Genomic DNA, 15045 nt, shown 5'->3' with positions numbered 1-15045 from the left:
GGTGAAGAATGTTGCACGTCCGGTGCGGTGGATCGAACACGGGGATCCATAACGCAGTTACCAGTCGGTACCGCAAGGGGTTGACCGGCCAATTCTTAGTGTGTGAAGGTCGGACATCGAACATCCGGAGCGGGTGGCGCCACGCCCCGGCCATTGCATAGCCTTCGGTCCATACGGGGGTCATCAGGCCTGCTCTGCTGCCAGCTCGCGGCGCATCATTACGCTGTAACAATCACCATGACGCGCGACCCCTCAAGAGGAGGCGCACGTGCAGATTCTCATCCTCGGGATACTCGAGGTGTTGTTCGGCGAGAGCCAGGTGGAACTCGGCGGGCAGCGTCAGCAGATCATCCTGGCGACCCTGGCCCTGGAGGCCAACCGGGTGATCCGGGTGACTCGGCTGATGGAGGCTCTGTACGGCGACGACCTGCCCTCGACCTCCCGGGTGCAGGTGCAGATCTGCATCTCCGCGCTGCGCCGGTTGTTCGCGGCGCACGGCCACCCGGACGCCATCGTCACCCGTACCCAGGGCTATTCCTTGCAGATCCCGGAGAGCGCTCTCGACCTCAACCGGTACGAGGAGGCCCTGACCCAGGCCCGCCAGTTGCGTGAGTTCCGCCGCCTGGACGAGTCGGTCGGCCAGTACCGGCAGGCCCTGGCGCTGTGGCGCGGCCCGGCCCTGGACGGCATCGAGAGCCGGGTCGTGCAGGGCGCCGCCGACCGGCTCGCCGAGCGGCGGCTGACCACCACCGAGGAGTGCATCGAGCTGGAGCTCAAGCTCGGCCGGCACCGGGAGCTGATCGACGAGCTGACCGCCCTGGTCGGCGAGCACCCATTGCGAGCCCGGCTGCGCGAGCACCTGATGCTCGCGCTGTACCGGTCCGGCCGGCAGGCCGAGGCGCTGGACACTTATCGCACCGGCCGCCGGCTCTTCATCGACGAGCTGGGCCTGGAGCCGGGGGAGGAGCTGCGCCAGTTGGAGCACGCCATCCTCACCGGCGATCCCAAACTGGCCCTGCCCCAGCACCTCACCACCACCGCCGCCACCGAGCCGCCGCCGCCCGCGGACCCGGTGCCGCCGCCGGTCCCTCCGGTGATCACCAACCCGATCGTGGCGGAGATCCGCGAGCCGGCCATCGTGCCGGTGCCGCCCACGTCCGCCGCGCCGCCGGTCTCCGCCGCACCGGTGTCGGCGCCCGGCATCTCCCCGGTGCCCTGCCTGCTGCCCACCGACATCGCCGACTTCACCGGCCGCAACCAGCAGATCGACGCGATCCAGACCCAGTTCGGCCTGGCCGCCGACGACGCGACGCAGTACGCCGTCCCGGTCGTGGTGATGGCCGGTAAGCCGGGCATCGGCAAGACCACGCTCGCCGTGCACGCCGCACACCGGCTCGCCGCCCGCTACCCGGACGGGCAACTCTTCGCCGACCTGCACGGGCGGCACGCCGAACAGGTCGGTCCGATGCGGGTGCTGGAACGCTTCCTGCGGGCGCTGGGCGTGCCCGGCACCGAGGTGCCGGAGCCGATCGAGGAGCGCGCCGAGCTCTACCGCACCCTGCTCGCCGACCGCCGGATGCTGGTGGTGCTGGACAACGCCGGCGACGAGAGCCAGGTCCGCCCGCTGGTCCCGGGCACCTCGCAGTCCGCGGTGCTGGTCACCAGCCGCAGCCGGCTGGCCGGCCTGCCTGGCGCGGTGCACATCGACGTCGACGTGTTCAACCCCGAGCAGTCGATGGAGCTGCTCTCCCGGATCGCCGGCGCGGAGCGCATCGAGGCCGAGCCGGACTCCGCCGCCGAGCTGGCCGAACTCTGCGGGCACCTGCCGCTGGCGCTGCGGATCGCCGGCGCCCGGATGGCCGCGCGTCCGCAGTGGAGCGTCGACAACCTGGTCGAGCGTCTGGAGAACGAGGCCCGCCGGCTCGACGAGCTCAAGCACAGCGGGATGGGCATCCGGGCCAGCATCTCGCTCACCTACGACCACCTGGAGGACGACGCGCGGCGGCTGTTCCGGCTGCTCACCGTCCTGGACTTCCCGCACTTCTCGGGCTGGGTGGCGGCCGCCCTGCTGGACACCGGCTTCAACGACGCCCAGGACCTGCTCGACGACCTGGCCGACGCGCAGCTCATCGAGACCACCAGCAGCGACGGCCGCGGGGTGCACGCGCAGTACCGGTTCCACGACCTGATCCGGGTGTTCGCCCGCGAGCGGCTGGCCGCCGAGGACCCGGTGGAGGAGCGTGACCGCGCACTGGAGCGGGCGCTCGGCGCGCTGCTGTTCCTCGCCGAGGAGGCCCGTCGCGGCCTGTACGGCAACTTCCTGCGGGTGCCCGCCGAGGCCCCGCTGCACCCGCTGCCCGCCCGCCAGGTCCGCCAGCTGGTCGACCCGCCGCTGCCGTGGTTCGAGCGGGAGCGGCTCACCATCGTCGCCGCGGTCCGGCAGGCCGCGCAGGCCGGGCTGGCCAAGCACAGCTGGAGCCTGGCGATGACCGCGGTCACTCTCTTCGAGTCGCGGATCTATCTGAGTGACTGGCGGGAGACGCACCAGATCGCGTTGGAGGCCGCGCGGCAGGCCGGTGACGAGCGCGGGCAGGCCGCGATCCTGTACTCGCTCGGCTCACTGCACATCGGCGAGCAGCGGTACCCGGAGGCGCTGCGGCTGCTGGCCTCGGCGGACGAGCTGTTCCTGCGGGCCGGCGACCCGCTGGGCCGCGCGATGGTCAGCCGGTACGTCGGTTTCGTCGACCGGATGACCGGCCGGTACGCGGAGGCGGCCGAGAACTACACGCGGGCGCTGGAGACGTTCCGCGAGGGCGGCGACCTGGTGGCCGTGGCGTACGTGCTGCACAGCCTCGCCCAGGTCAAGCTGGAGCAGGGCGACCTGGACGCGGCACGCACCCTGCTGCCGGAGGCGCTGGACTACGCACGGCGCTCGGGCAGCCGCCGGGTCGAGGCGCAGGCGCTGCACCGGCTCGGCGAGACGCACCTGCAGGCGGGCGAGGCGAAACCCGCGATCGAGGTGCTGCGGCAGGCGCTCACCGTGGTGCGGGAGCTGGGCGATCCGGTGGGGCAGGCGTACGCGCTGCAAGGACTGGGTGCCGCTCATCTGCGGGCCGGCGCGTTCACGGAGGCCGCCGAAGCGCTGCGGGAGGCGATGGAACTGGCCGTCACCGCGGCGGAGAGAATGGTCGAGGCCCGGGTCTCGATGGTCCTCGGTGAGCTGGCGATGGCTGTCGGCAATCCGCCGCAGGCGGTCGTCCACCTGCATCGCTCGCTGGGACTGTTCCGGGCGATCTCGGTGCCGCAACTGGAGGCACGAGTGCTGGGGCTGCTCAGTGACGCGTACACGGCCGCGGACAATCCGGTGGGCCGCGACCCCGGGTCGCTGAGCTTAGAGATGCCGGGAAAACCGGCTGCGGTCAACATCTGATCCTCGTGACGACCCCGGCCGGCCGGTCCGGGTGTCACGTCCGCCATCAGGCGCTCACTGCTCGATCAGCCCCACTGGGTGTCATCGGTGGTGTAGGTCGGGGTGGGGGTCGGGGTCGAGCCGCCCTCGGACTGCACGCTGACCGAGCTCGCCGGGGTCGAGCCGGTCGTGGCGGCGGCGAAGACCGCGGCCACCGGGGCGGCCGCCAGAACGATGGCGAAAGCGACCTTGACCGACGCGATGCGGGCGTTCTTGCGCATGGTTCTACCTGCTCTTTCGTGTCTGGGATCCGGCGGGGCGTCGTGCTCTCCGCCTTGCTGAGAAGAACGCTATGGACGTTCCTCATCGCCCCGTTATCGCTGCGCAACGGCCCCCGCCATCGCATCGGGATCCGGGGCGATAAGGGCCGTCGATAAGGGCCGAAGGCCGCCGGATAACGCATCGATAGGCGCGGCGATAGCGCCTGCGATCACCATCGGGACCGGAGGCCGGACGGACCGGCCTCGGCGCGGGACCCGGCGGTCGGATCCGTCACCCGCGCGGTTGCGACAGGCAGGTGATCGGCATGAGCGTCTCGGCGCAGGCCCTGGACGGCGTCTACGGCAAACCCGCTGCGGGTGTACGCGCACGTCTCGACCAGGGAGTCGACGGCCGCTGGCAGACGGTGGCGTCCGCGGCGACCGACGAGACCGGCGCGATCCCGGTCTTCGTCGAGGGCCGGCTCGCGCGTGGCCCGTACCGGATCGTCTTCGACAGCGACCACTACTTCGCCGGGCTCGGGGTGAACGCCGCCTATCCGGAGATCAGCGTGGTGTTCCGGGTGGCCGGCGAGCCGCACACGTGCCAGGTGCAGGTGCTGATGACTCCGTACTCCTACTCGCTCTATTTCGGCAATCTCGCGTAATCGGCAATCTCGCGTAATCGGCAATCTCGCGTAATCGGCAATCTCGCGTAAGAAGAGAGGAACGGCCAAGTGAGGAGCAACCCGTCCGTGCCGCGGCGCTATGCGATGCCGCCGACCGTGGACCTTCCCGACCGCACCTGGCCGGCCCGCACCATCGGCGCGGCACCCCGATGGCTGAGCACCGACCTACGCGACGGCAACCAGTCGCTGGTGACGCCGATGAGCCCGGACCGCAAGCTGGCCATGTTCCACCTGCTGGTGGAGATGGGCTTCACCGAGATCGAGGTCGGCTTCCCGGTGGCCAGCCAGGACGACCACGACTTCCTGCGGATGCTGATCGAGGAGGACCTGATCCCCGACGACGTCCGCATCTCGGTGCTGGTCCAGGCGCGCGACGAGCTGATCCGGCAGACGGTGGAGAGCCTGGCCGGCGCGCGGATGGCGACCGTGCATCTGTACAACGCGACCTCGCCGCAGTTCCGCCGGATGGTCTTCGGGCTGTCCCGCTCGGAGTGCAAGGACCTCGCGGTGCAGGGCACCCGGCTCTTCATGAAGTACGCCGACCGCACCCTCGCCGACTGCGACCTGGGCTTCCAGTACTCGCCGGAGATGTTCGCCGACACCGAGCTGGACTTCTCCCTGGAGGTCTGCGAGGCGGTGATGGACGTGTGGCAGCCCGGGCCGGGCCGGCCGATCACGCTGAACTTCCCGACCACGGTCGAGCGCAACACCCCCAACGTCTTCGCCGACCAGATCGAGTGGCTGGACCGGAACCTGTCCCGCCGCGAGCACGTCTGCCTCTCCGTGCATCCGCACAACGACCGGGGCACCGGCGTCGCCTCCGCCGAGATGGCGGTGCTCGCCGGCGCCCAGCGGATCGAGGGCTGCCTGTTCGGCAACGGCGAGCGAGCCGGCAACGTCTGCCTGGTCACGCTTGCGCTCAACCTGCTCACCCACGGCGTCGACCCGGGACTCGACCTCACCGACCTGAACCGGATCCGGCGGACCGTGGAGTGGTGCAACGAGATGCCGGTGCACCCGCGGCATCCCTATGGCGGCGACATGGTCTTCACCGCGTTCTCCGGTTCGCATCAGGACGCGATCAAAAAAGGCTTCGACGTACGGGCGAGGGCGCTCGCGCAGGGCGCCGACCCGGAGCGGCTGCGCTGGGACATTCCCTACCTGCCGCTCGACCCGCACGACGTGGGCCGCACCTACGAGTCGGTGGTGCGGATCAACAGCCAGTCCGGCAAGGGCGGGGTGGCGTACGTGCTCAGCTCCCGCCAGGGCCTGGAACTGCCCCGCGACCTGCGGATCGAGTTCGCCGGCACGGTGCAGGCGGCCGCCGACGAGCGGGGCTGCGAGATCGAGCCGGAGGAGGTCGGCCGGCTGTTCTTCGACGAGTACGCCTCACCCCGTTTCGTCACCGTCCCGGTCGCCTTCCGCAAGCCGGTGCCGACCACCCTGCACGTGCAGGGTGACGCCTTCGCCGTCGGGGCGAGCAGGGCCGACGCCCTCGGCGACCTGGAGGACCACCTCGCGTCCTGGGGCATGCAGGTGCACGAGGTGCACCGGATCGGGGTGAGCGCCGCCGACTCCCGCCGCAACGACGTGGTCGTCTACGCCGAGCTGCTGATCGGGCAGCGCCGGGTCTGGGGCATGGGCGCCGACGACGACCTGGACGGGGCCGCCCGCGCCGCGGTCCGCGCCGCCATCACCCGGGCACTCCAGCTGGGCGCGCCGCGGTCGGACCCGATGCCCTGGAGTTGTAAACGCGCCGGCTGACCACCCCGCTTCCCGGGCTGGCCCTCACGGCCCTTCCGCAGCCCCCGGCAGGGCCATGAGCGCCAGCCCCCTTCTCGGGCTGTCCCTCACGGCCCTTCCGCAGTCCCCGTTAGGGCCATGAGCGCCAGCTCGGCTTCTCGGGCTGGCCCTGACGGCCCTTTCGAAGTCCCGGGTAGGTGTTCTGCCCAGAGAGGTTAGGAACGCGGCTGGCGGGTGAGCCGCCGATGGCGGAGTGGTAGCGGTGGTGATTGTAGGTGTGCAGGAAACGGGGTAGGGCTTTGCGGCGGGCGTTTTCGCTGGTGTATGGCTTGGAGTAGGCCCATTCATCGGCCAGTGTGCGGTGGAAGCGTTCCACTTTGCCGTTGGTCTGCGGCCGGTAAGGACGCGTCTTTTTCACGGTGACGCCCAGCTCGGCGCAGGTCTCGCGCCAGAGGCGGGAGATGTAGCAGGAGCCGTTGTCGGTCAGTACCCGGGCGATGCTGATGCCGTGGCCGGCGAACCAGGTGTGGGCGCGTCGCCAGAAGGCGGTGGCGGTCTCTTTCGTTTCGTCGGCCAGGATTTCGGTGTAGGCCAGGCGGGAATGGTCGTCGAGGGCGGTGTGCAGGTAGGCGTAGCCGAGCCGGGCGCCGCCGAACCTGTCGGTGCGGTGCCCGGTCGTGGCGGTGCGGTTGAGTTTGCCCTGGGCGCGGCCTTGGGTGCGCCAGCCGCCGCCGTCGGGGATGTTGCCGAGTTTCTTGACGTCGACGTGGATCAGATCGCCGGGCGCTTCGTGTTCGTAGCGGCGGACCGGTTCGGCGGTGGCCCGGTCCAGATGCGTCAGGGGTACAGCACCGGCCCGGCGCAGGATCGCGTGGCAGGTCGAGGCGGGCAAGCCGAGTCGCCAACCGATCCGGACCGGGCCCAGGCGCTGGCTGCGACGTAGATGCAACACTCGTCGTTCGATCGGCCGGGGTGTGCGGCGGGGACTGTGACGCGGCCGGCTGGGCCGATCGCGCATGCCGGCGGCGCCCTCGCTCTGGTAGCGGTCGGCCCAGCGTTTCGCTGTCGTCGGGCTGACCTGGAACCGATCCGCGGCCCGCCGTAGCGACCAGCCGTCATCGACGACGCACCGGGCCAGCCTCAATCGGCCGCGTTCGGTCAACGGAGCGTTAGCGTGGGGCACGAGGACCTCCCGGGTGTGGTGTGGAACCTTCGACAAGCTCCACCTCACCCGGAGGTCCTCACCTATTTCAGCAAGTCAGCCCCGTTACCAACGTCCGTGAGCAGAACAGGTAGGGCCATGAGCGCCAGCTCCGTTTCTCGGGCTGGCCCTGACGGCCCTTTCGGAGTCCCGGGTAGGGCCATGAGTGCCAGCTCCGTTTCTCGGGCTGGCCCTCACGGCCCTTTCGCAAGCCCGGGTAGGGCCATGAGCGCCAGCCCGGGAGCCGGTCCGGCGCGGGCCACACGTGGTTTAGGGGTTGCCTCGTAGCGCGAAGTCTGGGGTGTACGGCACCACGGGCGGCTGATTACCGTCGATGTCATCCGATGGTGCACCTGCACCGGGCACCGTCTTTCGACATCAGCGCCGGCGGTCGCGCCGCGCCCCCGCCCGAGGAACAAGGTGACTTCGATGACTGCTGCCCTGCTTCAGGCGCCCCCGGCGCCGCTGTCGGCGTTCCCGTCCGGCGCCCGCCGCGCCGAACCGGTGCTGCGAGTGCTCGCCCGCCGGGCCGCCGAGACCCCGGACCTGGTCGCGGTCGACGACGGCGGGTACCTGGCGACGTATGCCGAACTCTGGCACGCCGCCGCCCGCACCCGCCGGGACCTCGTCGAGGCCGGCGTCGAGCCGGGTGACGTGGTCGCGATCGCCGCGGGCCGCGGCACCGAGCTGGTCGCCGCGATGCTCGGCGTCTGGCTGGCCGGCGCGGCCTGCCTGCCGGTCGGCCCGGACCACCTGGACCTCTCGGTGCCGGACCCGGACGAGATCCGCGCCGCCGTGGTGGCCCCCGGCTTCCCGGCGCCGGACGGCGTGCCGGCCGTGCCGATCGTCGAGGTCGTCGCGGCGCCCACCGAGCCGCCCTGGGTGGCGATCCCGGACGGCGCCGCGGTGGCGGTGCTGACCTGGGTGTTCGGCACCTCCGGCCGGCCGGTGACGATCCGGCTGACACACGACGACCTGGCCACCCTGCTGGACAGGTGCGCCGCCGACCCGCGCCTCGCGGCGGGGCCGGTCGTCCTGGAGTTCTTCCTGCCCCTGGTGCTCGGCGCCCGGCTCGAACTCGCCCCCGGCAGGCCCTCGGAATGACCGCCACCGTGCGAGCGAGGGCCCGGCTGCTCGGGCCGGTCCTGGTGCTGGCCATGGCGCTGCCGACCTCGGTGCTCTACTCGGTCGGGGCGGTGGGCGCGCAGATCACGGCGACGTTCGGGGTCTCCCGCGCCGCGCTGGGCGTGCTGCCGGCCGCGGTGTTCGGTACGGCGGCGGTGCTGTCGCTGTGGTCGGGCGGACTGGTCGACCGGCTCGGCGCCCGGACCGCGCTGCTCACCCTCTTCGGCGTGGCCGCCGCCGCGTTCGTGCTGATGGGCTCGGCCGCCGGCTACGCCGGGCTGGTCGCCGCCATGGTCCTGAGCGGCGTCGGCCAGGCGCTGTCCAACCCGGCCACCAACCTGGCGATCACCGAGAACCTCGACCCGGACGAGCGGGCCGGCGCGGTCGGCCGCAAACAGGCCGGCGTGCAGCTCTCGGCGCTGGTGGTGGGACTGGCCGCGCCGCTGCTCACCGAGCTGGCCGGCTGGCGTGCGGTCCTGCTGGCCGGCGCTCCGCTCGCACTGGCCGCGCTGGCGGTGACCGCGGCGCGGGTCCCGGCCCGGCCGGCGCCCCGGCGTCCGTTCACCTGGCGCCCGGCCCGTCCCAACCGGTTCCTGGCCCTGCTCATGGTCTTCCTGGCCGCACTGGGCTGCGGGGTGTCCGCGGTGGCCACCTTCGCCACGCTCTACGGCCAGGAACGGCTGCACCAGTCGGCGGGCACCTCGGCCGTGCTGATCGCGGCGCTCGGGATCGCCGGGGTGGTGTCCCGCCTGCTCTGGTCCCGTCACGCGGCCGCGCTGACCGTGCTCAGCCCGCTGCTGCGCCGGCTGGCCGTGTGCGCGGCCGGCTCCGCGATCCTGATCTGGGCGGCCGCCGGGCTCGGGCCGGTCGCGCTCTGGGCCGGCACGATCGGGGTCGGCGCCACCGCGGTCGGCGCGAACGCGGTCACCATGGTCCTGATCGTCCGGGACCGGCGCTGCGGCCCGCTCGGCCCGTCCTCGGCGTTGCTCTCGCTCGGCTTCTTCACCGGTTTCGTGGCCGGGCCGATCCCGCTCGGCGCGATCGCCGACACTTTCGGGTACGGCCTCGCCTGGCTCGCCGTGGCCGCCCTGTTCCTGCTGGCGGCGGCCATCGCCCGGCGGGTGCTGCGGTACGAGCTGGCCGGCCGCGGCGATCCGCTGCCCGAGCTGGTCACGGCCGGCTCCCGCGGATCGCGTCGATGATCCGTGGCCGCAGCTCGGCGGCCTTGATCACCGCGTCGACCGAGCCGACCTCGACGGCCCGCTGGATGCTGTGCACCCTGTCGAACTCGGTCGCCACCTCGCCGAGCTTCTCCGCCCGGACAGTGGCCTGCAGGTCGGCGAGCCGGGCGTTCAATGTGGCTCGCTCCGCCCCGGTCGCGGCGCTGACCTCGGCCTGGAGTTCGATGACCCGCGGGTCGGTGGCGGTGCGCTTGGTGACGTCGCTGGTGAAGACCACGGCGGCGGCCGGTGCCCCGCCGAGCACGGAGGCGAACGAGCCCTCCAGGGCCAGGACGGTCATGTTCGGGTTCAGGGCTTTGGAGAAGACGACGAACGCGCCGCCGTGGTAGCGGGAGATGACGGTGAACACGATCGGGCCCTGGAAGTTGACGATCGCCCGGCCGATCTCGGCGCCGTATTCGAGTTGGAGTTTGCGCATGGATTCGGGGGAGCCGTCGAAGCCGGAGAGGTTGGCGAGCACGACCAGGGGCCGGTTGCCGCTGGCCGCGTTGATCGCCCGGGCGGCCTTCTTCGACGAGCGGGGGAACAGGGTGCCGGCGGTGTAGGTGTCCGGGCCGTCGGTGGGCGGGAACCCGCGCCGGGGCACCGAGCGGGATTCGATGCCGAGCAGGCAGACGGGCTGGCCGCCGAGGTGGGCGTCCTGCACGACGGCGGTTTCGGCGTCGGCCATCCCGGCCCAGCGTTCCAGGACGGGGTGGTCCTGGTCGGCGAGAGCGCGCATGACCGTACGGATGTCGAACGGCTTTTTGCGGTCCGGGTTCGCGGTCGGGGAGAAGATCTCGCCGACGGTGGTGAAGTCGCTGCCGTCGACCACGTGCGGGAAGTCCGAAATGTCGCGGGAGGCGGGGTCGGATGTGGCCACCGGTCGCGGTCCGGTCTCGCCGGGGACGACGTAGGTGTGTTCGTAGTGGGCCATGAGGACGTCGCGGGCGGCCATCAGGTTCGGTGCCCAGTACTGGGCTTGGCCGTTGGGGCCCATCACCCGGTCGTAGCCGCCGATGCCGAAGTTGTCCTCGGCCGAGACGCCGCCGGAGAAGTCCAGGGACTGTTTGCCGGTCAGGACCATTGCCGAGTCCGGGGTCATGACGAGGATGCCCTTGGTGTGCATGAGCATGGTGGCTTCGGCGTTCCAGTACGGCTGGGCGCCGACGTTGATGCCCGCGACCACGATGTTGATCTCGCCGCCGGCCTGGGTGAACTCGACGATCCGTTTGAGCGCGGCGGCGACCCAGTCCATGTTCTCGGTGCCGGAACTCATCGAGATCCGCGCGCCTGAGGACAGCGCGTACCACTCCAGCGGCACGCCGAGCCGATCGGCGAGGTCGAGGGCGGCGATCACCCGGCGGCACTCCGGCTCGGAGAGCGCGCCGAGCGACTTGGTCGGGTCACCGAGCAGCACGACCCGGGCGATCCCCTCCGGATGCCGGGAGGTGACCGTGCGGACCACCCCCGCGACCAGCGCGGACGTGTTCCGGCCCTTCGGCCGGTCGACCGGGACCAGGGCATGCTGCTCGTCCAGGTCGTACTCGGAGAACGCGCCGAGGAACTCCACCAGCTCGTACGGATAGACCGTCCCTCGCCGAGCGGCCCGCAACACCTTCTGCCGGTAGCCGTCCACCGGCCGCACCGGCTCGACCGGCGGCGGCCCCACCTCGACCCGGGGCTCCTGCCCGGGCTCGAAGACGATCCGCACCGCCACCTCGTCCGGCTGCCGCCCGATGATCAGGATCTCCTCCAGGCCCGCACCGGCCGTGGTCGGGAGCGTGCGCCGGACCAGCGCGTCCAGGTCCGCCCGGGACAGGTCGGTGGACGGCCAGGCGTACATCACGATCCGGTTGGTGTCGAAGCGCTGGTGCGCCGGCCGGCGGGCCTGCACCGCGCGGATCGCGTCCAGACTGGACGCCAGCGCCGCCTCCGCGGTGGGCAGCGCCACCACGGTGCCGTCCGCGTCGCAGAGCGGCGTCAGGTCGCGGATCTGGTTCATCGCGATCAGCCGCTCGTCGGCCGGATTGCTCTTCGCGACCGCCCGGAACAGGTAGATCTCCTCGTCCGGCGAGGGCAGCCGGGTCAGGTCGAACGCGCTCAGCGCCGGCAGCCGCAACCGTTCGGCGAGTCGCGGGTGCATGTCCCGGAGCAGCAGGTCCTCGGTGAAGCCCGCGCTGCCCCGGCGGAAGGTGAAGTGATGGTGCACGGTCCCGCGGGCGGCCGGGACCGCCACGGTGATCCGGTGCAGGCCGGCCGGCAGCGGGTGGTCCGCGATCAGCACGCCCAGCCGGGTCGCCATCGCGTCGGCGTCGGGCTGATCGGGCCAGGCGACGTAGACGTCGGCTTCGGTGGTGTGCGCCGGCAGCCCGTCCAGCACCTGATCCAACCCGGACAGCGGGGTCGCGGCCGTGGCGAACTCCGGTCCCGTGGCCCCGCCGTAATACCGGCGGGCCTGCACCTCCAGCAGCGCCGAGTGGTCGCGGCCGGGGCGGCCGATCCGCTGGCCGAACAGCCGGACCAGCGGCTCGGCGCGGGCCACCATGCGCTCGATCCGGTCCGCCCGGTCCGGCGCGTCCGGGTGCTGGTCGAGGTGGCGCAGGTCGGCGCGGACCGCGGCGTAGACCTCGGCGCGCTCACGACGCAGCATCGGCTGGACGAACCAGCGGAACACCACGCCGCGGGCCAGGTCGGAGAGGGCGGGGAAGCGGACCTGGGTCGCCTCGATCAGGTGCTCCAGGACGCGGCCGGTCGGTTCCACGTCGGCGGGGGGCGGGCCGGCCAGCCACTGGCGCAGCACCGTGGCGACGATCGCGGCGTCGTCGGAGATCCGTTGCTGGGCCAGGAAGATCCGGAAGACCGCGTCCTCGAGCCGCGGCGTCCGGTCCAGCTCGGTCACCCCGTAGTGGGCGAGGACCCGGCGCAGCCTGCCCTGGAACGACGGCGGCAGGTCGGCCCGTTCCACGTCCAGGCTTTGCAGGTAGGTGTGAAAGAGCTCCCGGGCACTGCGGGCGACACTGTCGTCGGGCCGGTTGCGGCCCAGTTCCAGCAGGTCGGCGAAGACGGTCAGCAGGTCGAGTTCGGCGGCCAGCGGATCGCTGTCCGACGCGGAACGCGCGGCCAGATATTCGGTCAGGGTCCGCTGCCGGTGCTCCCCGTCGGTGTCGTAACCGAGCAGCAGCGCCCGCAGTTCGCGGACCCCGCCCTCGGCCGTGGGCAGCGACGACGACTCCGCCGGCAGGTCGATCTCGATCTTCGCGACCGGCTCCGCCCCGGCCTCGCCGGCCTCCGTGCCGGCGATCGGCTCCAGTCGCATCAGCGGCGCGCCGGTCTCCACCTGGCTGCCGACCACCACCGGGCACTCCCGCACCCTGGCCCGGAACGGCGCCCGCAGCACCGTCTCCATCTTCATGCTCTCCAGCACCAGCACCGGGGCGTCCGCGGCCACCTCGTCACCGACCGCGAGCGGCGTCGCGACGACCAGCGCCGGCGCCGGGGCGCGCACCACGCCGCCCTCGTCCCGGCTGATCCGGTGCGTCACCCCGTCCACCTCGACGGTGTGCACCGGTCCGTGGGTGGCCGACACGACCCGGAACCGGTGACCGTTCGCGATCAGCCGGCCGGTGTGCGCGTCGTACCGTTCCACCTGGACGTCGGCGTGGTGCGGGTCGCTGCCCGCGGCGCAGATGCCGACCCGGAAGCGGTCGCCCGCCGCCCGGGCGACCCGCACGCGGTAGGCGATGCCGCGCAGCTTGAGGTCGAGCGGACGGCCGGACTCGTGCCGGGCCTGCGGACGCCCGCCTCGCGCGGTGGCCAGCAGCCGCTGCCGGGTGATCTCCTCCTCGTCCCGGTACGCCTCGATGGCCGCCGCGGCCAGCGCGATCGCCGAGTGCCGGTGCCCGACCAGCCGGCCGTCGGCACGCACCCGGTCGATCCAGCCGGTGTCGGCGCTGCCGTCGATCACCTCGGGCTGGTCGAGCAGGTCCAGCACGAAACTCTTGTTGGTGGCGCCACCCTCGATGATCACCGTGGTCTCGGCCATCGCCCGCCGCAGCCGCCCGAGCGCCTCGTCCCGGTCCCGCCCGTACGCGATGATCTTCGCGATCATCGAGTCGAACGCCGCCGGGATGCTGTCGCCCGCACCGACCCCGGTGTCCACCCGGATGCCGGGCCCGGCCGGCAGGTCGAGCCGGGCGATCCGGCCGGGAGACGGCGCGAAGTCGCGGTCCGGGTCCTCGGCGTTGAGCCGGGCCTCGACCGCGTGCCCGGCCTCCACCGGCGGCGCGCCCGCCAGCCGGCCACCGGCCGCCACGTGCAACTGGAGCCGGACCAGGTCGGTCCCGGTGGTGATCTCGGTGATCGGGTGCTCCACCTGGAGGCGGGTGTTCACCTCGAGGAAGGCGAACAGCTTCTCGCCGGGGTGGTACAGGAACTCGACGGTGCCGGCGCCACGGTAACCGACCTCGAGGGCCAGCCGCACCGCCGACGCCTTCAGCTCGGCGGCCTGCTCCGGGGCCATCACCGGGGACGCGGACTCCTCGATCACCTTCTGGTTGCGCCGCTGCACCGAGCAGTCCCGCACGCCCAGCGCCCAGGCGGTCCCCTGTCCGTCCGCGATCACCTGCACCTCGACGTGCCGGGCGCCGGTGACCAGCCGTTCCAGGAACACCACCCCGGAGCCGAACGCCCGCAGCGCCTCCTGGCTGGTCCGCTCGTAGGCCTCGGTCAGGTCCGCGGCCGAGGCGACCATCCGGATCCCGCGCCCGCCGCCGCCCGCGGTCGCCTTGAGCATCAGCGGATATCCGATCTCGTCGCCGGCCCGCAGCGCGTCGGCCAGCGTGGCGACCTCGCCCCGGCTCCACGGCGCGACCGGAACGCCCACCTTCTCGGCGATCAGCTTCGACCCGATCTTGTCACCGAGCTGCCGCATCGCCTCCGGACTCGGTCCGATGAAGACGACCCCGATCCGCTCGCACAACTCCGCGAACGCCGGATCCTCGGCTACGAACCCCCAGCCCACCCAGGCCGCGTCGGCCCCGGTGGCGAGCAGCGCCCGCTCCAGCACCGCATGGTCCAGATAGGGCCGCGCCGCCGCCGGGCCGATCGGATGAGCGAGGTCCGCCTCCCGGACGAACGTCGCTGTCCGATCCTCATCGGTGTACAGCGCCACCGTCCGCACGCTCTTGCCGGTCTGCGCCGAAAGATCCCGCACGGCGTGAATGAGCCGCATCGCGGCTTCCCCACGGTTGACGATCGCAACACGCTCGAACACCGCTGAGCCTCCCCATCACCGCACGCCTGGACGCACCCATCGGGATGCGGGCCTGACGCACCGTAACGCGCCGCGAGAAACCCGAAACACCCCTAAAACCCCAGCCTGTGCCCCATCTTGCGATTC

General features: G+C 72.1%; 7 protein-coding genes and 1 pseudogene. 5 read left to right on the top strand and 3 right to left on the bottom strand.

Going from position 1 to position 15045, the window contains the following annotated elements; translation table 11 throughout:
• The first annotated feature begins 268 nt into the window (after positions 1 to 268).
• The gene (locus Aiant_RS12630; RefSeq protein WP_189336522.1) at positions 269 to 3430 is read left to right on the top strand and encodes an AfsR/SARP family transcriptional regulator; all 3162 of its coding nucleotides are present in this window, start codon (positions 269 to 271) and stop codon (positions 3428 to 3430) included.
• Positions 3431 to 3495: 65 nt separating this feature from the next.
• Here the strand turns inward: Aiant_RS12630 and Aiant_RS12625 are convergent, their stop codons facing one another.
• Positions 3496 to 3690, bottom strand: a complete 195-nt coding sequence (locus tag Aiant_RS12625; protein WP_189336521.1) for a hypothetical protein — start codon at positions 3688 to 3690, stop codon at positions 3496 to 3498.
• A gap of 305 nt (positions 3691 to 3995) precedes the next feature.
• Here Aiant_RS12625 and Aiant_RS12620 point away from each other — a divergent pair, with 305 nt between their 5' ends.
• Both Aiant_RS12620 and Aiant_RS12615 read left to right on the top strand, forming a co-directional pair.
• Positions 3996 to 4334, top strand: coding sequence for a hydroxyisourate hydrolase (locus tag Aiant_RS12620; protein WP_189336520.1), 339 nt, complete (start codon positions 3996 to 3998; stop codon positions 4332 to 4334).
• A 69-nt stretch (positions 4335 to 4403) separates the two neighbouring features.
• Positions 4404 to 6119, top strand: coding sequence for a 2-isopropylmalate synthase (locus tag Aiant_RS12615; RefSeq protein WP_229831430.1), 1716 nt, complete (start codon positions 4404 to 4406; stop codon positions 6117 to 6119).
• Positions 6120 to 6294: 175 nt separating this feature from the next.
• On the opposite strand, the pseudogene Aiant_RS12610 reads toward Aiant_RS12615, so the two are convergent.
• A pseudogene (locus Aiant_RS12610) lies at positions 6295 to 7281 on the bottom strand (IS481 family transposase); the annotation flags it as partial.
• A 447-nt stretch (positions 7282 to 7728) separates the two neighbouring features.
• Between Aiant_RS12610 and Aiant_RS12605 the strand changes: the two are divergent.
• Positions 7729 to 8403, top strand: coding sequence for an AMP-binding protein (locus tag Aiant_RS12605; RefSeq protein WP_189337032.1), 675 nt, complete (start codon positions 7729 to 7731; stop codon positions 8401 to 8403).
• Positions 8400 to 9626, top strand: coding sequence for an MFS transporter (locus Aiant_RS12600; protein ID WP_212847056.1), 1227 nt, complete (start codon positions 8400 to 8402; stop codon positions 9624 to 9626). Before Aiant_RS12605 ends, Aiant_RS12600 begins: the two co-directional genes overlap by 4 nt.
• Here Aiant_RS12600 and Aiant_RS12595 read toward each other — a convergent pair.
• Complete coding sequence (locus Aiant_RS12595; protein WP_212847053.1) at positions 9595 to 14919, bottom strand: ATP-binding protein; 5325 nt, start codon at positions 14917 to 14919, stop codon at positions 9595 to 9597. The two genes, Aiant_RS12600 and Aiant_RS12595, sit on opposite strands and share 32 nt — an antisense overlap.
• Between the last annotated feature and the right edge of the window lie 126 nt (positions 14920 to 15045).

It is taken from the genome of Actinoplanes ianthinogenes (assembly GCF_018324205.1).
Classification (GTDB): domain Bacteria; phylum Actinomycetota; class Actinomycetes; order Mycobacteriales; family Micromonosporaceae; genus Actinoplanes; species Actinoplanes ianthinogenes.
This window is presented reverse-complemented; position numbering and strand designations above follow the sequence as displayed.

Coding starts and splice junctions, on each gene's coding strand:
- Aiant_RS12625 (WP_189336521.1), bottom strand. CDS start 3,690: ATGCGCAAGAACGCCCGCATCGCGTCGGTCAAGGTCGCTTTCGCCATC.
- Aiant_RS12620 (WP_189336520.1), top strand. CDS start 3,996: ATGAGCGTCTCGGCGCAGGCCCTGGACGGCGTCTACGGCAAACCCGCT.
- Aiant_RS12605 (WP_189337032.1), top strand. CDS start 7,729: ATGACTGCTGCCCTGCTTCAGGCGCCCCCGGCGCCGCTGTCGGCGTTC.
- Aiant_RS12600 (WP_212847056.1), top strand. CDS start 8,400: ATGACCGCCACCGTGCGAGCGAGGGCCCGGCTGCTCGGGCCGGTCCTG.